The sequence below is a fragment of the Domibacillus mangrovi genome, from assembly GCF_001906925.1.
In the GTDB taxonomy this organism is placed as follows: Bacteria; Bacillota; Bacilli; order Bacillales; family Domibacillaceae; genus Domibacillus; species Domibacillus mangrovi.
In genome coordinates, this window is record NZ_MRWQ01000001.1 from 234,737 (window position 1) to 253,097 (window position 18,361).

18 protein-coding genes are annotated in these 18,361 nt (G+C 42.5%); 1 reads left to right on the forward strand and 17 read right to left on the reverse strand.

The window, feature by feature from the left end:
- Window positions 1–9: 9 nt before the first annotated feature.
- From BLL40_RS01140 to lpdA, 4 genes are read right to left on the reverse strand one after another with little or no spacing between them, the layout of a single operon-like run.
- The gene (locus BLL40_RS01140) at window positions 10–1,239 is read right to left on the reverse strand and encodes a dihydrolipoamide acetyltransferase family protein (RefSeq protein ID WP_073710071.1); all 1,230 of its coding nucleotides are present in this window, start codon (window positions 1,237–1,239) and stop codon (window positions 10–12) included.
- Window positions 1,240–1,266: 27 nt separating this feature from the next.
- On the reverse strand, window positions 1,267–2,250 hold the full coding sequence (locus tag BLL40_RS01145; protein ID WP_073710072.1) for an alpha-ketoacid dehydrogenase subunit beta: 984 nt from the start codon (window positions 2,248–2,250) through the stop codon (window positions 1,267–1,269).
- Complete coding sequence (locus tag BLL40_RS01150; RefSeq protein WP_073710073.1) at window positions 2,250–3,260, reverse strand: thiamine pyrophosphate-dependent dehydrogenase E1 component subunit alpha; 1,011 nt, start codon at window positions 3,258–3,260, stop codon at window positions 2,250–2,252. Before BLL40_RS01150 ends, BLL40_RS01145 begins: the two co-directional genes overlap by 1 nt.
- Window positions 3,261–3,273: 13 nt before the next feature.
- Entirely contained in the window at window positions 3,274–4,698 is a 1,425-nt protein-coding gene (gene lpdA, locus BLL40_RS01155; protein WP_095532808.1) for a dihydrolipoyl dehydrogenase, read from the reverse strand.
- A 171-nt stretch (window positions 4,699–4,869) separates the two neighbouring features.
- Between lpdA and BLL40_RS01160 the strand changes: the two genes are divergently transcribed.
- Window positions 4,870–5,109, forward strand: coding sequence for a DUF2627 domain-containing protein (locus tag BLL40_RS01160; RefSeq protein ID WP_073710075.1), 240 nt, complete (start codon window positions 4,870–4,872; stop codon window positions 5,107–5,109).
- A gap of 306 nt (window positions 5,110–5,415) precedes the next feature.
- On the opposite strand, the gene spo0A is transcribed toward BLL40_RS01160, so the two are convergent.
- The 13 genes from spo0A to accC form a co-directional block, all read right to left on the reverse strand.
- Complete coding sequence (gene spo0A / locus BLL40_RS01165) at window positions 5,416–6,195, reverse strand: sporulation transcription factor Spo0A (protein WP_073710076.1); 780 nt, start codon at window positions 6,193–6,195, stop codon at window positions 5,416–5,418.
- 173 nt (window positions 6,196–6,368) lie between these two features.
- Window positions 6,369–7,460, reverse strand: coding sequence for a SpoIVB peptidase (gene spoIVB / locus BLL40_RS01170; protein ID WP_073710077.1), 1,092 nt, complete (start codon window positions 7,458–7,460; stop codon window positions 6,369–6,371).
- Between the two features lie 89 nt (window positions 7,461–7,549).
- Window positions 7,550–9,241 carry a DNA repair protein RecN gene (gene recN / locus BLL40_RS01175; RefSeq protein ID WP_073710078.1) on the reverse strand — a complete coding sequence of 564 codons (1,692 nt, stop codon included), beginning with the start codon at window positions 9,239–9,241 and terminating at the stop codon, window positions 7,550–7,552.
- A 16-nt stretch (window positions 9,242–9,257) separates the two neighbouring features.
- Entirely contained in the window at window positions 9,258–9,707 is a 450-nt protein-coding gene (ahrC, locus tag BLL40_RS01180; protein WP_073710079.1) for a transcriptional regulator AhrC/ArgR, read from the reverse strand.
- 134 nt (window positions 9,708–9,841) lie between these two features.
- Window positions 9,842–10,669 carry a TlyA family RNA methyltransferase gene (locus tag BLL40_RS01185; RefSeq protein ID WP_173799881.1) on the reverse strand — a complete coding sequence of 276 codons (828 nt, stop codon included), beginning with the start codon at window positions 10,667–10,669 and terminating at the stop codon, window positions 9,842–9,844.
- Window positions 10,670–10,671: 2 nt separating this feature from the next.
- Window positions 10,672–12,567: a 1-deoxy-D-xylulose-5-phosphate synthase gene (gene dxs, locus BLL40_RS01190; RefSeq protein WP_073710081.1), complete on the reverse strand. Its 1,896-nt coding sequence runs from the start codon at window positions 12,565–12,567 to the stop codon at window positions 10,672–10,674.
- A 93-nt stretch (window positions 12,568–12,660) separates the two neighbouring features.
- Window positions 12,661–13,542, reverse strand: coding sequence for a polyprenyl synthetase family protein (locus BLL40_RS01195; protein ID WP_073710082.1), 882 nt, complete (start codon window positions 13,540–13,542; stop codon window positions 12,661–12,663).
- The gene (xseB, locus tag BLL40_RS01200) at window positions 13,542–13,769 is read right to left on the reverse strand and encodes an exodeoxyribonuclease VII small subunit (RefSeq protein WP_073710083.1); all 228 of its coding nucleotides are present in this window, start codon (window positions 13,767–13,769) and stop codon (window positions 13,542–13,544) included. Before xseB ends, BLL40_RS01195 begins: the two co-directional genes overlap by 1 nt.
- A complete protein-coding gene (xseA, locus tag BLL40_RS01205; protein ID WP_073710084.1) occupies window positions 13,759–15,111 on the reverse strand; it encodes an exodeoxyribonuclease VII large subunit in 1,353 nt (450 codons plus the stop codon). The genes xseB and xseA overlap by 11 nt, the downstream gene beginning before the upstream one ends.
- 87 nt (window positions 15,112–15,198) lie before the next feature.
- Window positions 15,199–16,053 carry a bifunctional methylenetetrahydrofolate dehydrogenase/methenyltetrahydrofolate cyclohydrolase FolD gene (gene folD, locus BLL40_RS01210; RefSeq protein ID WP_073710085.1) on the reverse strand — a complete coding sequence of 285 codons (855 nt, stop codon included), beginning with the start codon at window positions 16,051–16,053 and terminating at the stop codon, window positions 15,199–15,201.
- A 15-nt stretch (window positions 16,054–16,068) separates the two neighbouring features.
- Window positions 16,069–16,461: a transcription antitermination factor NusB gene (nusB, locus tag BLL40_RS01215; protein ID WP_073710086.1), complete on the reverse strand. Its 393-nt coding sequence runs from the start codon at window positions 16,459–16,461 to the stop codon at window positions 16,069–16,071.
- 102 nt (window positions 16,462–16,563) lie between these two features.
- On the reverse strand, window positions 16,564–16,983 hold the full coding sequence (locus BLL40_RS01220) for an Asp23/Gls24 family envelope stress response protein (RefSeq protein WP_073710087.1): 420 nt from the start codon (window positions 16,981–16,983) through the stop codon (window positions 16,564–16,566).
- 18 nt (window positions 16,984–17,001) lie between these two features.
- Window positions 17,002–18,360 (reverse strand): acetyl-CoA carboxylase biotin carboxylase subunit, encoded by a 1,359-nt coding sequence (gene accC / locus BLL40_RS01225; RefSeq protein ID WP_073710088.1) that lies wholly within the window; start codon window positions 18,358–18,360, stop codon window positions 17,002–17,004.
- Between the last annotated feature and the right edge of the window lies 1 nt (window position 18,361).

Genomic DNA, 18,361 nt, shown 5'->3' on the forward strand with positions numbered 1-18,361 from the left:
CACCTTTTTTTAATATAGCGGCATTGTTTCTTCCGACGCACTTTCGAGCAATTCTTTCACGCGTTGCATAAAACGCCCGCAAATAAGTCCATCAAGCACACGGTGATCAATTGATAAGCAAAGGTTCACCATGTCGCGCACAGCGATCATGCCATCGATGATAACCGGCCGCTTCACAATCGATTCAACTTGTAAAATCGCTGCTTGCGGGTAATTAATAATACCCATCGACTGTACAGAACCAAATGAACCGGTGTTGTTCACGGTAAATGTACCGCTATTGACATCTTCTGATGACAATATACCGGAGCGTGCTTTTTGTGCAAGGTCAACTACATTTTTTGCGATGCCTTTCACCGATTTCTCGTCGGCTTGCTTTACAACAGGTACATACAATTTATCATCGGCCGCTACTGCAATGGAAATATTAATATCTTTTTTACGGACGATATGGTCGCCTGCCCACATCGCATTCATTTCTGGAAATTCCTTTAATGCCCGGGCCACGGCTTTCACAAAAAAAGCAAAATAAGTAATATTATAGCCTTCACTTTCTTTAAATGACTTCTTGATAGAATCACGGTATCCAACGAGTTTTGTTACATCGACTTCAATCATCATCCACGCATGCGGTACTTCCTGTTTCGTGCGCACCATATTAGCCGCAACACTTTGTTTCACACTATCTAGTGGAACAATCGTGTCGCCATCACCACTTCCTATGTGTGGTACAACAACAGGCTGAGTTTCGGCAAGGCGCATCTGCCCCTGTCTAGACTGAGTTTCGGCAGGTTGCGGCTGTTCATCGGCATGAATAAGTGCCTGCACATCTTTTCTTGTAATCCGGCCGCCTTTCCCTGACCCTTTCATTGCCTTTAAATCAAGATCGTGCTGCTGTGCAAGTTTTAAGACAGCAGGTGAATAACGGGTACGATTATCTATGACAGTTGTGTGTGTCGATTGAATGACTTCTTCTTGCGTTTGGACAGCTTGTGCTTCCTCTGTTTCAATCGTGCAAATAACGTCTCCAACAGACAATACCTCATCTTCATTCGCTACAATTTCTTGTATAGCCCCTGTAAACGATGACGGAATTTCGGCGCTTACTTTATCCGTTAACACTTCTGCAATTGGTTCATATTTATTTACATGGTCGCCTGGTGTCACGAGCCATTTTGTAATCGTACCTTCCGTGACACTCTCTCCAAGCTTCGGCATTGTTATATGTTGTATCACCATGTTGAAAAACCCCTTTCTGACAAACAGTTAAAATTCAGCCAACTCTCGCATTGCTTTCTCGACTTTTTCAGGATTCATCATAAAATATTTCTCCATCGTCGGTGCATATGGCATAGCCGGTATCTCAGGTCCCGCGAGCCGCTGAATCGGCGCATCGAGATCAAACAAGCAATTTTCTGCAATGATCGCCGACACCTCGCTTATAATGCTTCCTTCTTTATTATCTTCTGTCACGAGCAGTACTTTTCCTGTTTTTGCAGCTGACTCAATGATTGTTTCTTGATCGAGTGGATACACCGTACGTAAATCAACAACTTCCGTTTCAATCCCGTCTTTCGCTAATTTTTCGGCAGCCTGCATAGCAAAATGAACGCACAAGCCGTACGTAATAACGGTTATATCGTCCCCTTTTCGTTTCACATCCGCTTTTCCGATTGGCAGCACATAATCGGCTTCTGGTACTTCTCCTTTTATGGATCGATACGCTTTTTTATGTTCGAAAAACAGGACCGGATCCTCATCTCGAATCGCTGCTTTTAACAATCCTTTCACATCATAAGGTGTTGACGGCATGACAATTTTCAAACCAGGCTGATTGGCAAAAATCGCTTCAACAGACTGCGAATGATAAAGCGCGCCATGAATGCCTCCACCATATGGGGCACGTATGACAACTGGGCAGTCCCAATCATTGTTTGAGCGATAGCGAATACGGGCGGCTTCTGAAATAATTTGATTGACTGCCGGCATGATAAAATCGGCAAATTGCATTTCAGCAACAGGCCTCTTCCCGACCATCGCTGCGCCAATCGCAACACCTGCAATAGCAGATTCAGAAAGCGGCGTATCAAGTACCCGTTCCTCTCCAAACTGTTCATACAGTCCTTGCGTCGCTTTAAAAACGCCACCTTTTCTCCCAATGTCTTCTCCAAGAATAAACACATTTGAATCGCGCTCCATTTCTTCTCGGAGCGCCATTGTAACAGCATCAATATAAGAAATAACAGGCATTACCTGGTCCCCTCCTGTTCTGTTTCAGCGTAAACGAAGTCGAGTGCCTGTTCCGGTTTTGCATACGGTGCTTGTTCAGCATAATCGGTCGCTTCATTGATCAATTGCTCAATATCACGTTCCATTTGCTGTTCCCGGTCATCCGTTAAAACACCCGTTTCTTTCACATATGTACGGAATGTAATCATTGGGTCTTCCAGTTTCGCTTTTTCCACTTCCTCTGCCGTACGATACGAACGATCATCGTCATCGGATGTGTGCGGTGTCAGACGATACATCATCGTTTCAATCAATGTCGGCCCTTCGCCTCGTCGTGCACGATCCGCCGCTTCTTTCACATACTGATATACTTCAAGCGGATCATTTCCATTAATTCTATATCCAGGCATGCCATAGCCAATAGCCCGATCCGACACTTTGGCAGAACCGAGCTGCTTATCTGCCGGTACTGAAATCGCATATTGATTATTTTCACACATTAAGATAACTGGAAGCTTATGAACCCCTGCAAAATTCGCTCCTTCGTGAAAATCCCCTTGATTGGATGATCCTTCACCGAATGTAACGAATGATATACAGTCTTTTTTCTCCATTTTTGCGGCGAGCGCAATGCCTACTGCATGAGGCACCTGTGTCGTAACCGGCGATGAATTTGTGACGATCCGGTTTTTCTTTTGTCCGTAATGACCAGGCATTTGCCGGCCGCCTGAGTTTGGATCTTCTGCTTTAGCAAATACGAACAGCATTAATTCTTTAACCGTCATGCCAAACGCCAGCACAATGCCCGTGTCCCGATAATATGGCAATATGTAATCTTGACTGCGGTCGAGTGCAAATGCAGCGCCGACCTGTGCAGCTTCCTGACCTTGTCCAGATACAACAAATGGGATTTTGCCCGACCGGTTTAATAACCACATACGTTCATCTATCCGGCGCGCAAGCAGCATCGTTTCATACATCGCAAGCACTGTTTCATCAGATAACCCCATGTTTTTATGTCTATTTTCCATGTTTATTCTCCTTTTACATATGAATGGCTTTACCATCGACTAACAGCGCCGCTTCACCAATCGCTTCAGACAATGTTGGATGCGGATGGATCATCGTACCTACTTCCCAAGCTGATGCATCAAGAACGCGTGCTAATGCTGCTTCTGAAATAAGTTCTGTCGCATTCGGGCCAATGATATGAACACCGAGTAAATCATCTGTTTTTTCATCCGCAACAATTTTCACAAATCCATCATTTTCACCAAAAACGAGTGCTTTCCCAATCGCTTGAAACGGAAACTTACCTGTTTTCACTTGAAACCCTTTTTTTCTAGCTTCCTGTTCAGTCAATCCAACACTCGCAGCTTCAGGGCTTGAATATATACATTTGGAGACTGTCGTATAATCAATCGGATGAATATCCCCTCCTGCTATATGTTCCACTGCTGTGATCCCTTCATAAGATGCAACATGTGCTAGCTGCAGCCCGCCGATCACATCGCCAATCGCATAAATGTGAGATTCATTTGTTTGCATCCTATCATTCACTTGAATATACCCATTTTCAACGATAATTTCTGTATTTTCCAGTCCAATGTGTTCAATATTTGCAGCACGGCCGACAGAAACAAGCATTTTTTCTGCTTCAACTACTTGTAGGCCATTCTTCGTTTCTACTTCTACCCGAATCACACCTTGCTTTTTTTCTACTGTATCTGGGCGCACTTTTGCACCGGTCATAATCCGTATGCCTCGCTTTGTTAACAGACGAGCCATCTCTGCTGAAACATCCTCATCTTCAGTCGGGATTATACGGTCCTCATATTCAATAACAGTTACGTTTGCACCAAAATCAGCAAGCATTGATGCCCATTCAATGCCAATCACCCCTCCGCCAACAATAATGACAGACGATGGTACTTCTTGAAGTTGAAGTGCTTCATTCGACGATAAAATCCATTCTTCATCCACTTCAAAACCTGGTAATATTTTCGGACGGGACCCGGTCGCAATAATGACCTGTTTAGGAACAAGCATAATGTTATCCGTCCCATCGTTCATTTCAACGGAAATCGTGCCGGCCATCGGTGAAAATATAGATGGACCAAGTAATCTACCAACCCCGCTGTATATGTCTATTTTACCTTTCTTCACTAATGATTGTACCCCGTTATATAACGTATGAACAATTTTTTCTTTTCTTTCCTGTACATGCTTAAACTGAAGCGATGTATTTTCTGTCTCTATGCCAAATACAGTTGCTTCTTTAACTGTTCTAAACACTTCCGCACTTCTAAGCAAAGCTTTCGTTGGAATACAGCCTTTATGTAGACATGTGCCGCCTAGCTTTTCTTTTTCAACGATGGCTGTTGTAAGCCCAGCTTGTGCGGCGCGAATGGCTGATACATAGCCACCTGTTCCTCCGCCTAAAATGACAAGATCGTATTCTTTCACCACATTTATTCGCCCCTTCATATATATCCTATCATCATTGTATACAGTTTTTAAAACTATGTCATGTGATAAGTTGATTTTTTATTATTTTAAATGTTGACGAGGCTTTCTTGACAAATGATACGGGTGCGTTATGATTTGTGAATAAGACTTTTTGAAAGAGGGTTTCGATCAATGATCCGCATCATTGCTTTACTTATTCTCGTCGTTCCTGGCTTTCTTGCCGGAGTGGGGATTAAATTAATACGCGACATGCTTTTTGGTATTTTACAGCCTCCATTTCCTTTTTTATGGATGCAATTTATAGCTGGTTTGCTATTGTTTCTCGGCGGTCTCGGTTTTGTGGCCGGCTTTATTTTTAGACGTGACCGGAAGCAAAATAAAGTGCAACCAAAATTTCAGGATAAAGAATAACGAAAAGCGGCCTCAATCAGATGTTTGGTTGAAACCGCTCTTCTTGTTTTTCCGGCTGTTTCTTCTTTTCCACCATAAAGATGGTAACGCCTGCTAATCTATTGTATCAGAAACAACCTTTCCAATTAAATGATCTTTTTTAAACATAATATTGATATAAACCAAGGTTTTATTTTTTTCAATCGAAAAAACACTTTCAATTTTTTAGTTAACTATACTAAGAAATTGAAAGTGCTGCGATGAAGTTATCGACGTCCATTTTACTTTATAGTCTTGAGATAATGAATTTATCACTGTTTTAAACCTTTACGAAGCCATATATTCAATACGTAATTTGTCCGCGACCATCGCAATAAATTCACTATTTGTTGGTTTTGCTTTTGTGACAGACACCGTATAGCCAAACATTTTAGCAATAGACTCCATATTTCCCCGACTCCAAGCCACTTCAATTGCATGGCGGATTGCACGTTCAACACGGCTCGGTGTTGTGTTATATTTACGGGCAACTTCTGGATAAAGTACTTTCGTAATCGATCCTAGTAATTCAATATCATTGAAAACCATCGTAATCGCTTCACGTAAATATAAATAACCTTTAATATGAGCTGGTACACCAATTTCATGAATGACGGCCGTAATACTCGCATCAATATTTTTCTTTGGTTTTTTCATCGTTTCCCGATGTTCCATATGTTGAACTGGATTTTCACTTCCGCTCACCTGGCGAATTTGGCTAATCAGGCTATCCATGTCGAATGGTTTTAACATAAAATAAGATGCACCAAATTCAACGGCTTTTTTCGTTACATCTTCTTGTCCAAATGCCGTCAGCATAATAACATGCGGCAATTTCTCCTGCTCACTGATATTTAAACGTTCCAAAACGGCAAGCCCATCCATATGCGGCATTATGATATCAAGAATTAAAACATCTGCCTCTATTTCTGGAAGCATCGTTAAACATTCTTGTCCATTGTATGCTGTACCTACAACTGTCATATCATCCTGACTTGAAATAACTTCTTCGAGCAGCTGAACAAGCTGCCTGTTGTCATCTACGATTGCTACTTTAATTTTACTCACATTCGTTTCCTCCTTATCCACTTTAACCTTACTAATACCATTCTAATGGAATTTTCGACAAAGAGGAATGAAAACCTTTAAAAAACTGAAAATATATATTTTACACAATTTTATGTCATTTTTCGACGTTTTTCTTTTCTTTTTTCGTCAAAAAGAGGGCAAATGCCCTCTTTTTAAATAATTCCTGCATCTTTTAACATCCAGTCAATATGAACACCATAACCCGAAAGCGGATCATTAACAAATACATGGGTGACTGCTCCAATAATTCGACCGTTTTGAATAATTGGACTTCCGCTCATTCCTTGTACAATCCCACCTGTTTTGCCAATTAAGCGAGTATCGGTCATTTTAATGATCATTCCTTTTATTTCTGGTTTTGTCTGTTGAATAGTACGTGTGATCGACACTTTATACATTTCAACAGTTTCATTTTCAGTAACTGTCAAAATTTCAGCTGGTCCTTCAACAACTTCATCCGGATGAGCAGCAGGATAAAGCCTCCCGCCATCAATATCTGCAGAAAGACGACCGAAAATACCGAATGGAGTGTTCGACGTTACGGTTCCCCATTTTTTCCCATCCGGAATAACGGCTGTTTTTTCACCAGGAATCCCTTCCTTTGCTTTTTGAATACCAGTAATTTGAGCTGGATGAATTGTTCCTTTTATTGGTGAAAATGGCTGTCCAGACTGTACATCACTAATGATATGACCAAGTGCACCATATTTTTTGGATTTAGGTTCAAAAAATGTCAATGTCCCGATGCCTGCTGTCCGGTTTTTAATGTACACACCTAGTTTATACGTATTTGTTTCTCCATCCTTTATCGGGGTGACTGTTATCTGAATGTTCTTTTTTCCGCGCAGCACTGATAATTGAAGCGGCTTATTTTGTTCGCCTGCTGATTGAACAAGTGGCCGAATTGACTGCGGCTCGGTTATTTTCTTTTCATTTACACTTACAATAACGTCACCTGGCAGGAGTCCAGCTGACTCTCCAGGTGACTGTTTGTCACCCGATGTACCAATGAAATGAAACCCGACAATATACAACCCTTTCGTCTGCAATTGAAGACCCACTGATTGACCACCCGGTATGACAAAAATACGTTCCCGTTCTTCTTTTGCTGCTGGAAAACCCGCTGACTGTAACAAATCCTGTTCTGCCTGTTCTGCTTGAATGGCTGTTCCTGAGCCAATCCCTATAGATAACATTAACAAAAATGAAAAAAGATATCGATATGATGCTTTTCTTACCGTCATACCACTCCCTCCTTCTTGTCTTGCCTTGTTACTTTGTCCGGAGGGAGGTATGATTATAACGGTAATATGGGGCGAAGATGGATGTCATTTCAAACAGCTGAATTTTTTAATTTTGCGGATAATGTAAGCAATTCTTTCGCATGTTCTTTCGTCAAATCCGTCATTTCTACACCGGAAATCATTCTTCCAATTTCTACTGCTTTTTCATCCTCACTAAGCGGTGTTACGACTGTGCTCGTCCGCTTTCTATCATGGCTTTTTTGAATATATAAATGTGTATCCGCCATAGCAGCCACTTGTGGCAAATGAGAAATACAAAGCACTTGTGAATAAACGGCAATTTTATAAATTTTTTCGCCAATCGCTTGTGCAACACGGCCACTTACACCTGTATCCACTTCGTCAAAGATAATCGACGTGACACCTTGATGTTTGGAAAAGATCGTTTTCATTGCTAGCATAACCCGTGACATTTCACCTCCAGAGGCAATTTTCACAAGCGGCTTAAGCGGTTCTCCAGGATTAGTCGTCATATAAAATTCAATTTGATCTATGCCATCTTTTTTAAATTGTCCATTTTCTGACTGAACATGCACACTAAAGGCCGTTTTTTCCATATATAACTCTTTTAGTTCACGGTGAATCGCTTCTTCTAATTTCTTCGAATATGAATGGCGCAGTTTAGACAATTCCCTCCCCTCTGCTGTAAGTGTTACTTCTATTGCCATCAATTCTTTTTGTAAACGGCTCACATGTGTTTCACGATGCGTCAATTGGTCCATTTCTTCCGCAATTTTATGGCCATACTGTAAAATATCATCAATTGTCGCTCCATACTTTCGTTTTAATTGATTGATTTCGTTTAACCGGCTTTCAATTTCATTCAACCTTGCGGGGTTAAACTCAAGTGTATCGAGAATAGAACTTACATCGCGTACAGTATCTTCAAGAACGTAAAAACTGTTAGCCGCAGCATCGTAAAGTGACTTGTATTCATCATTAATGCCTGCTGCGGATTCAAGTCCGTTTACACTTAATCCAAGCCAATCAAGCGCTTTTCCATCACCAGATAGCGCACTGTAAGCTTCCGATAACGCAGCATACAACTTTTCATAGTTAGCTAATTGCTGCCTTTCTGACTCCAATTTTTCTTCCTCGCCTATTGTTAATTCTGCCTTTTCAATTTCATTAAATTGAAATTGAATTAAATCAAGACGGTGAGCTAAATTTTGTTCATTTTCACTGAGACGACGTATTTCTTTTTGTAAATGCTCATAACGATTATAAATGTTTCTATATTGTTCTTTTGCGTATTGAATCGCTGCCCCGCCAAAATCATCCAGCAAGCGAAGATGACTCCCCGCGTTCATTAATTCCTGGTGCTCATGCTGGCCGTGAATATCCATTAAACGAGAACCAATTTCACGTAAAATCGACAGCGTGACCATTTTACCATTCACACGACAGACACTTTTGCCGGCCGCGGAAATTTCACGGCGCAAAATGACCGCTTCCTCTTCTACATCAATACCAAATTCACGACATACGTGAAAACAGGGATGGTTTTCATTCAAGGTAAACATCCCTTCAATCTCTGCTTTTTTCTCACCATGCCGGACAAATTCACCGGAGCCTCGTCCACCGGTTAACAATTGCAATGCATCAATGATAATTGATTTCCCTGCTCCTGTTTCCCCTGTTAAGACAGTTAATCCTCGTTCAAATGATAATTCAAGCGCATCAATAATCGCAAAATGGCGGATCGATAATTCTTGAAGCACGATCGTCACATCCTTATTAAAGCATTTCTAAAAAACGGGAAGATACCACTTCTGTCTGTTCTGGTGCACGACAAATAAGCAAACAAGTGTCATCGCCACAAATCGTACCCATAATTTCTTCCCAATCCAGATTATCAATTAATGCGCCGACCGCCTGAGCGTTGCCAGGCAATGTTTTCATAACGACAAAATGGCCTGCTGAATCAATGCTGACGAAACAATCAACAAGTGAACGTTTTAATTTTTGCAAGGGGTTAAATCGCTGATCTGCAGGCAAACTATATTTATAACGGCCATCCATTAATGGTACTTTTACTAGATGCAGTTCTTTAATATCACGTGAAATCGTTGCTTGTGTCACGTTATAACCCGCTTCTCTTAGCAATTCAACAAGTTCATCCTGTGTTTCAATTTCGTTGTTCGCAATCATTTCTCTAATTTTAATATGTCGCTGCCCTTTATTCATAATACCCACCTCATAATGTATAATTATACTTATTTATACATTATCATACTGTATTTATTTTGAAAAGTATATAAAAAGAAGCCGGCTTCTTTTTCAATGAAAGAGCCGGCCACTCGGAGTTGAACATAATTTGATCAACTTTTTTCTTTAAATTCATGATGAGCTGCTTCCACGGCCTGTTCAGGCGTAATCGGTAAACGCACAATGCCTTCATTGCCTTCACCCGGCCAGCGAATATGCAGTAAAAATTCAATATTGCCATCGCCGCCTGTAATCGGTGAATGCGAAAGGTTCACGACGACGTAACCGAGCTGCGAAGAAAGATTTACAATTTTTTCAATCACTGCTTTATGAATGACTTTATCACGTACAATCCCTTTTTTGCCGACTTGGTCGCGGCCGGCTTCAAATTGAGGTTTAACTAGTGCTACAACGTCGCTTCCCGCCACGAGCAGTGTTTTTAAAACAGGTAAAATAAGGGAGAGTGATATAAACGAAACATCGATCACCGCAAATTGCGGCATTCCTTTCAACAAATCAGCCGGCTTCACGTAACGGAAATTCGTCCGCTCCATGACGACAACCCGTTCATCCTGTCGCATCTTCCAGGCCAACTGATTATAGCCGACATCGAGTGCATACGAAAGTGTTGCACCGTTTTGCAAGGCACAGTCGGTAAAACCGCCTGTTGATGCACCAATGTCAATTAATATTTTATCCTGTACAGTCACATCAAATACACGCAATGCTTTTTCAAGCTTTAAGCCTCCGCGGCTGACGTACGGCATTGTTTTTCCTTTTATTTCAAGAGGTGCATCAATTGGGATTTTTTCACCTGGTTTATCGATGCGTTCTTCATTAGAATACACAATGCCAGCCATAACGGCTCGTTTCGCTTTTTCTCTCGTTTCCATTAATCCTTTTTCAACGAGCAATACATCAATTCGTTCTTTTTTTGCCATCATTATGCTCTTTCCTCTTGTTTTTCGGGCACGAGTGCTGCCATTTTACGCACCGCTTCTTCCACCGTTAGATCAATTTCTTCAAGCAGTTTATTAACGCTTCCGTGTTCAATAAACCGATCTGGGATGCCCATCCGGTCAATGACGGCACTGTGGAAGCCTGATTCCTGCGCATATTCAAGTACCGCACTGCCAAATCCACCTTCCAGAACCGCTTCCTCAATCGTCAAAATCGGTATATTTTCACTAAGCAGATCGTCCATCATTGATTTATCAAACGGTTTGATGAAACGGGCATTGACCACTTTGACATGAACATCACGTTCATTGAGCACCAATGCAGCCTCCATTGCCATCGGAATGGTTGTACCAAATGTTAAAATAACAGCATCTGTTCCTTCTTTTAACACTTCCCATGAACCGATTGGGATCGTCGTCATCTTAGGGTCCATCTCAACACCGAGACCATTGCCCCGAGGGAAACGCATTGCAATCGGGCCACCGTCATATTGAATCGCTGTATTGACCATATGACGACCTTCATTTTCATCTTTCGGCATCATTAGCACCATATTGGGCAAATGACGCAGGAACGCAATGTCAAATACGCCTTGATGAGTTTCTCCATCTGCACCGACAAGTCCAGATCGATCGATACCAATGAATACATTTAAATTGGGGCGGCAAATGTCATGAACTACTTGATCGTACGCGCGCTGAAGGAATGTCGAGTAAATGGCTAGAAATGGCTTCATTCCTTGTGTAGCTAGTCCCGCTGCAACCGTTGCCGCATGTTGTTCTGCAATCCCGACATCAAACATTCGATCTGGAAACTCTTCTGCAAAACCGAGCAGTTTGGATCCGACGGGCATCGCCGGTGTAATCGCGACAACACGCTCATCTGTACGGGCAATTTCACGCACCGTTTCACTGACAAGCGCGCTCCACGCCGGCGGTTCATTTTTTGCTTTAATGATCGCACCGGTTTCCATTTTATACGGCCCGGTTCCATGCCATGAACCGACTTTGTCTGTCTCGGCTGGCTTATATCCTTTTCCTTTTTTCGTAATGACATGAACAAGTACTGGTCCTTCTGTCCGTTTTGCCTGTTCTAAACTTTTAATTAAATCGTCAAAACTATGACCATCCGTTGGGCCTAAATATGTGAATCCTAATTCTTCAAAAAACATGCCTGGGACGAGCAAATACTTTAAGCTGTCTTTTAAACGTTCTGCTGTATTTGCCACTTTTCCGCCAACAGCGGGAATACGTTTTAAAATTAATTCGAATTCATCTTTAAGTTTGTTGTATTTGCCACCTGTCCGCATACGCCCAAGTATGCCATGTAGGGCACCGACGTTCGGTGCAATCGACATTTCGTTATCATTTAAAATAACAATCATATTCGTTTTTTCATGACCAATATGGTTCAATGCTTCAAGCGCCATGCCGCCTGTTAACGCACCGTCCCCTATGATGGGAACGATATGTGAATCCGTTTTTTTCAAGTCTCGGGCAATGGCCATACCCATTGCAGCAGATAGAGATGTTGAACTATGGCCTGTTTCCCAAACATCATGTTCACTTTCCGCCGTTTTTGGGAAACCGCACAGTCCTTTATACTGGCGCAATGTATCAAACTTATCTGCGCGGCCTGTTAAAATTTTATGAACATACGATTGATGGCCGACGTCCCATAAAAATTTATCATTCGGGCTTCTAAAGCAGTGATGGAGCGCTACAGTCAACTCGACTACGCCAAGATTTGGACCAATATGGCCGCCTGTTACAGACAGTTTTTCAATTAAAAATTTTCGGATTGCTATGCTTAATTGTTCCATTTCATGTACGTTCATTTTTTTCACAAAAGATGGGTCTGTTATTGATAAAAGATCCAAATGGATCAACTCACTTTCATATCTGTTTCAGATCATTGTTGGAATGTATCGCTATTATAGCATATGTTTACAGATGCTAACCAATTTCCGATATTAGGTGGTGCGCTCAACAATTAAGCTTGCGAATGATTCGAGCAATGGCGCAGGACGACCAAGTGAGGCAAGTGCATCATAAGCCCCTTTTAATTCTTCTGCCAGCTTTTCTTTCGCTCCAGCCATAGAAAGAAGGGACGGGTACGTGCTTTTCTCGTTGGACTCATCACTTCCGACACGCTTTCCAATTTCTTCTTCCGTCCCTTCCACATCAAGAATGTCATCACGTATTTGGAACGCAAGACCGATATGTTGGGCATATTTTTCAAGCAATGCTGTTTCCCGTTTATCCGCACCGCCGATTAATGCACCGGCCATCACACTAAAAGCAAGAAGACGGCCTGTTTTATGAAGATGTATGTACTCAAGTTCAGGCAGTGACAGCATTCTCTTTTCGCCTTCCATGTCAGCCATTTGTCCACCGACCATTCCTTCAGGTCCGGCAGCAGAAGCAAGCATTTGAATAAGTTTAATCAAATGTTCAGGAGAATGAGCAGTTGACGATGCAATCAGTTCAAATGCATATGTTAACAGCCCGTCTCCTGCCAGAATCGCTGTTGCTTCACCAAATACTTTATGGTTTGTTGGCTGGCCTCGCCGCAGTGCATCATCATCCATCGCCGGCAAATCGTCGTGAATGAGAGAATATGTATGGATCATTTCAAGCGCACATGCTACGTCGAGTCCTTTTTCTGCTTTTTGACCGTACGTTTCCAGCACTGCTAACAACAACATCGGCCGAATTCGCTTTCCGCCTGCTTTCAATGAATATGCCATTGATTCTTTAATTGATACAGGTGCTTCGAGTATTTCCACACGTTCAAGTAAATACGGTTCAAAAACGAAAGACTTTTCCTCGATATACCTTTTAATATTTGTCATTATTCCTCACCATCCAATTGAAACGGTTCTTCCCCTTCTTTTGTCACAATTTTGGCTAAATCTGATTCTGCTTTTTTTAATTTAGTATGACAAAGTGCAGATAATTCCATACCGCGCTTATATTCTTCGAGTGCTTCTTCAAGCGGTACATCCCCCTCTTCCAGGCGGGCTGTAATTTTTTCCAACCGTTCCATCGCTTGTTCGAAGCTTAATTCTTCAGATTTCATCGTCTTTCCCTCCGATTGATTGAATATCTGTGTACAACGTGCCGTCCGCCAGCCTAATGCGAATTTTATCGCCCGCTTTCACATCTTGTACGGATTTTACTAATGTATCATCATGATATGTTAAACTGTACCCTCTTTCCATCACTTTGAGCGGACTCAATGCATGAAGCAGTGAAATCGTTCTTTCAAAACGGCCTTTTTTATCTTCTACTGCTGACTCTGCCATATAACGGAGGCGCTGGTTTATTTTATTTAATTGCGTTGTTTCTATTTGAATGCGCTGCTCAGGGCCCTGTCGCTGAAGTCGAGATGCAGCATGATCAGCTGCTATTTTTTTACCGTCAAAAATCGATTGCGTGATGCGGATTAACCTTTCCTGCAGTCTGTCTGCCTGTTCAGACTGTTGTCTGTATAGTGCCTGCGGATAACGTATTATATAGGCATTCATCACTGCTTGATGACGATTGCGCGATGCACGGACCATCTCGGCTGTTGCCCGGGTGAGCCGTTTTTGCTTTGATAAAAGACGTTCGACTACTTCCTCCACGTGCGGCACTGCCATCTCGGCGGCGGCAGTCGGTGTCGGAGCCCGCAAATTTGCTGCAAAATCAGCAATCGTAAAATCGGTTTCGTGGCCGACGGCTGAAATCACTGGTATACGTGATGCACAAATCGCACGGGCAACCCGTTCTTCATTAAATGCCCACAGTTCTTCAATAGATCCGCCGCCCCGGCCGGCAATGATGACATCTGCCCGTTTATCCAAATTGGCCCGCTCTATTTGCGATACAATCGAAGCGGCTGCTTTTTCTCCCTGAACTAGTGCAGGATAAATCAACATTTCAACAGCCGGATAGCGCCGATTCATCGTCGTCATAATATCACGCACAGCAGCGCCGGTCGGCGAAGTGATAACGGCTACACATGTTGGGTATGCGGGGATTGGCTTTTTTCGATCCGCCTGAAATAACCCTTCTTGCTCTAGTTTCTTTTTCAGCTGTTCATAAGCAAAATAAAGATCGCCAACACCGTCCAGCTGCATCTTTTTCACATACATTTGGTATTGTCCACTCGAGTCATAAACGGTTATATCACCTGTCAATACGACTTGCATCCCGTTTTCCGGCCGAAACTTTAATGACCGATTCGCCGCAAGAAACATAACGGCCAAAATGCGCGCACTGTCGTCTTTCAGCGTAAAATACATATGTCCGCTCGAATGATGCTTAAAGTTGGAGATCTCCCCCTTTACGGCTACGTCTTTTAAATACGGATCCGCATCAAATTTTCGCTTTATATATTTAGTTAGTGACTTTACGGTCAAACATTGATTGGCTTCCATTTCTGTTCACCTTTTTCTTCAAATAAAAAACTGTCTTTCCGATTATAGCATGATCGGAAAGACAGTTTCATGAATCGGCTGTTCACTTTATTTTGCTGATTTTGCTTTAGCAGCTTTGACTGTATTGAATAAAAGCATCGTGATCGTCATAGGACCAACGCCACCTGGAACCGGTGTAATCGCGCCTGCTACTTCTTTCACATTGTTAAAGTCAACGTCTCCGCACAATTTACCGGCATCATTCCGATTCATTCCAACATCAATCACAACAGCACCTGGTTTAATATGATCTGCTGTAACATAATTGGCGATGCCTACTGCTGAAATCACAACGTCTGCCTGACGTGTAATCGCTGGAAGATCTTTCGTGCGGGAATGACAAATTGTCACAGTTGCGTTATGCATCAATGAAAGAAGCGCTGCTGGTTTACCAACGATATTGCTTCGTCCAATCACCACCACATGTTTTCCTTCAAGTGAGATATTTTCTTTTTCCAGCATTTTAATGATGCCGTATGGCGTACAAGAGTAAAATGAATCTTTACCGATTACCATTTTGCCAACATTCACTGGATGGAATCCATCCACGTCTTTTTCCGGTGCAATCGCGTCGATTACTTTATCTTCCGAAATATGTTTTGGAAGCGGCAGTTGCACGAGAATACCATGAATACGGTCATCATTGTTCAGTTCTTCCACTTTTTGAAGCAGTTTTTCTTCTGTATAGTCTGCCGGGTAACGGTGAACTTCCGAATGAATGCCGATTTCTTTGCTGCTTCTTTCCTTGCTGTTGACATACGTGTGAGACGCCTGGTCGTCACCCACAATAACGACAGCAAGTCCTGGCGTCATACCTGTCTGTTTGAGCGCCTCGATTTCTTCTTTTAATTCGGCACGAATGTCTTTTGCGATTGCTTTTCCATCAATAATTGCTGCTGTCATAAAAAAACCCCTCACTTATTCCATTGATTTATTTATTTTCGATAATACACCATTAATAAATTTGCTGGCACGTTCATCGCTAAAATGTTTTGCCAATTCGACCGCTTCGTTAATCGCAACTTTTGCCGGTACATCTTCTGATTGTTTCATTTCGTATACAGCAAGACGTAAAATGTTCCGATCGACTTTTGCCAGGCGGTCAAACGACCATTTTTCAAGATTTTCTTTTATTGTGTTGTCAATATCTTCAAGGTTGCGTTCCACACCTTCAACGACATCATACAAATAACTGCTTTCGCCGTCATCTCCGTTTAACACGTTTTCAATTGCTTCTAATGCTTCCGCTCCGCTTAAATCCATTTGATAAAGAGCCTGGATACCCTTTTCACGCGCTGTCCGTCTATTCATTCATAATTTGCTCCTTTTAATTTAATGCCTTTATGATCATAGCATAAAACGAGCCTTGCGAAAACATACGAAAAACGCTTCGGACATGCCGAAGCGTCATTTTTATATTTCTTCTTCGTATTCCTGTTCCGGCTGTTTCGTTTCAAACTGAATGCCAACAATGTGAATGTTCACTTCATCAGCTTCAAGTGCTGTCATATTTAAAAGCGTCTGCCTGATGCCTTCTTGTATGAGCTGCGCGACACGCGGAATCGAGACGCCGAATTTCACGACACAGTACACGTCCACTTTAATACCATCTTCTGTTAAATCAACTCGGACACCTTTGCCATGATTTTTTTTCCCAAGTCGTTCGACGACACCTGATGCAAAACTGCCGCGCATTTTTTCAACGCCCTCTACTTCAGATGCGGCAATGCCGGCAATCACTTCGATGACTTCTGGTGCGATTTCAATACGGCCGTGGCCGTTTTCACCGTTGCTCATTTCCAGTACTTGATTAGTTAATTGTTGTTCTGCCATTATGATGCACCTCCGATATTAGGATTGGGACTTCATCACGTCATACGTTTCAAGAAACTTCGTATTGAACTCGCCGCCAATAAACACGTCATGCTCAAGCAGTTTTTGGTGAAACGGAATGGTTGTGTATACACCATCTATAACGAATTCAGACAATGCCCGCTTCATACGTGCAATGGCTTCCTCTCGTGTTTTGCCGTGTACAATAACCTTTGCGACCATTGAATCATAGTATGGTGGAATCATGTAGCCCGGATAGACAGCTGAATCGATTCGAACCCCATACCCGCCTGGGGGCAAATACCCTTCAACCCGGCCTGGTGACGGCATAAAGTTTTTCTCCGGGTTTTCTGCGTTAATTCGGCACTCCATCGCCCATCCATCAAACGTTATGTCCTCTTGTGCCAAAGAAAGCTCTTCACCCGATGCCACATAAATTTGTTCTTTGATTAAATCCACGCCTGTGACCATTTCTGTCACCGGATGCTCTACTTGAATACGAGTGTTCATTTCCATGAAATAAAACGTGCTTTGATTTACATCGTAAATAAATTCTACCGTGCCTGCCCCTGTATAATCAACCGCTTTAGCTGCTTTCACAGCTGCTTCACCCATGGTTGCTCTCGTTTTCTCATCAAGTGCTGGTGACGGTGTTTCTTCCAGCAGCTTTTGCATGCGGCGCTGAATCGTACAGTCACGCTCCCCAAGATGGATGACATTCCCATGTGTATCAGCAAGCACTTGAATTTCAACGTGGCGGAAATCTTCAATGAACTTTTCCAAATACACGCCTGGATTCCCGAACGCCGTTGCTGCTTCCTGCTGAGTCATGCTTATACCTTTTTCAAGTTCCCCTGGATCACGGGCAACTCGTATTCCTTTTCCGCCGCCGCCGGCAGTTGCTTTAATGATAACTGGGTAGCCGATTTGCTTAGCCGTTTCCAAACCCTCTTCTATATCTTGAATGATACCGGCTGAACCAGGTACAATCGGGACACCCGCTTTCTCCATCGTATCACGGGCAACATCTTTCGTCCCCATTTGTGTGATCGCTTCCGGCGTTGGGCCGATAAATATGATATTGCATTCACGGCATAGCTCTGCAAAATCGGCATTTTCAGCAAGAAATCCATAGCCCGGGTGAATCGCATCTGCTTCTGTTAATTTCGCTACGCTGACGATATTCGTGAAATTTAAGTAACTATCTTTTGATGCCGTTGGGCCGATACAATAGGCTTCATCTGCTATTTGTACGTGCAAAGCATCACGGTCCGCTTCAGAAAATACAGCAACCGTTTCAATATTAAGCTCTTTGCAGGCACGAATAATGCGCACCGCAATTTCGCCACGATTGGCAATTAATACTTTTTTTATCATC

Excerpts from the sequence above, each read along its gene's own strand:
- BLL40_RS01140 (WP_073710071.1), bottom strand. The coding sequence starts at position 1,239 with ATGGTGATACAACATATAACAATGCCGAAGCTTGGAGAGAGTGTCACG.
- BLL40_RS01145 (WP_073710072.1), bottom strand. The coding sequence starts at position 2,250 with ATGCCTGTTATTTCTTATATTGATGCTGTTACAATGGCGCTCCGAGAA.
- BLL40_RS01150 (WP_073710073.1), bottom strand. The coding sequence starts at position 3,260 with ATGGAAAATAGACATAAAAACATGGGGTTATCTGATGAAACAGTGCTT.
- BLL40_RS01160 (WP_073710075.1), top strand. The coding sequence starts at position 4,870 with ATGATCCGCATCATTGCTTTACTTATTCTCGTCGTTCCTGGCTTTCTT.
- spoIVB (WP_073710077.1), bottom strand. The coding sequence starts at position 7,460 with ATGACGGTAAGAAAAGCATCATATCGATATCTTTTTTCATTTTTGTTA.
- ahrC (WP_073710079.1), bottom strand. The coding sequence starts at position 9,707 with ATGAATAAAGGGCAGCGACATATTAAAATTAGAGAAATGATTGCGAAC.
- BLL40_RS01185 (WP_173799881.1), bottom strand. The coding sequence starts at position 10,669 with ATGGCAAAAAAAGAACGAATTGATGTATTGCTCGTTGAAAAAGGATTA.
- BLL40_RS01195 (WP_073710082.1), bottom strand. The coding sequence starts at position 13,542 with ATGACAAATATTAAAAGGTATATCGAGGAAAAGTCTTTCGTTTTTGAA.
- xseB (WP_073710083.1), bottom strand. The coding sequence starts at position 13,769 with ATGAAATCTGAAGAATTAAGCTTCGAACAAGCGATGGAACGGTTGGAA.
- xseA (WP_073710084.1), bottom strand. The coding sequence starts at position 15,111 with ATGGAAGCCAATCAATGTTTGACCGTAAAGTCACTAACTAAATATATA.
- folD (WP_073710085.1), bottom strand. The coding sequence starts at position 16,053 with ATGACAGCAGCAATTATTGATGGAAAAGCAATCGCAAAAGACATTCGT.
- nusB (WP_073710086.1), bottom strand. The coding sequence starts at position 16,461 with ATGAATAGACGGACAGCGCGTGAAAAGGGTATCCAGGCTCTTTATCAA.
- BLL40_RS01220 (WP_073710087.1), bottom strand. The coding sequence starts at position 16,983 with ATGGCAGAACAACAATTAACTAATCAAGTACTGGAAATGAGCAACGGT.
- accC (WP_073710088.1), bottom strand. The coding sequence starts at position 18,360 with ATGATAAAAAAAGTATTAATTGCCAATCGTGGCGAAATTGCGGTGCGC.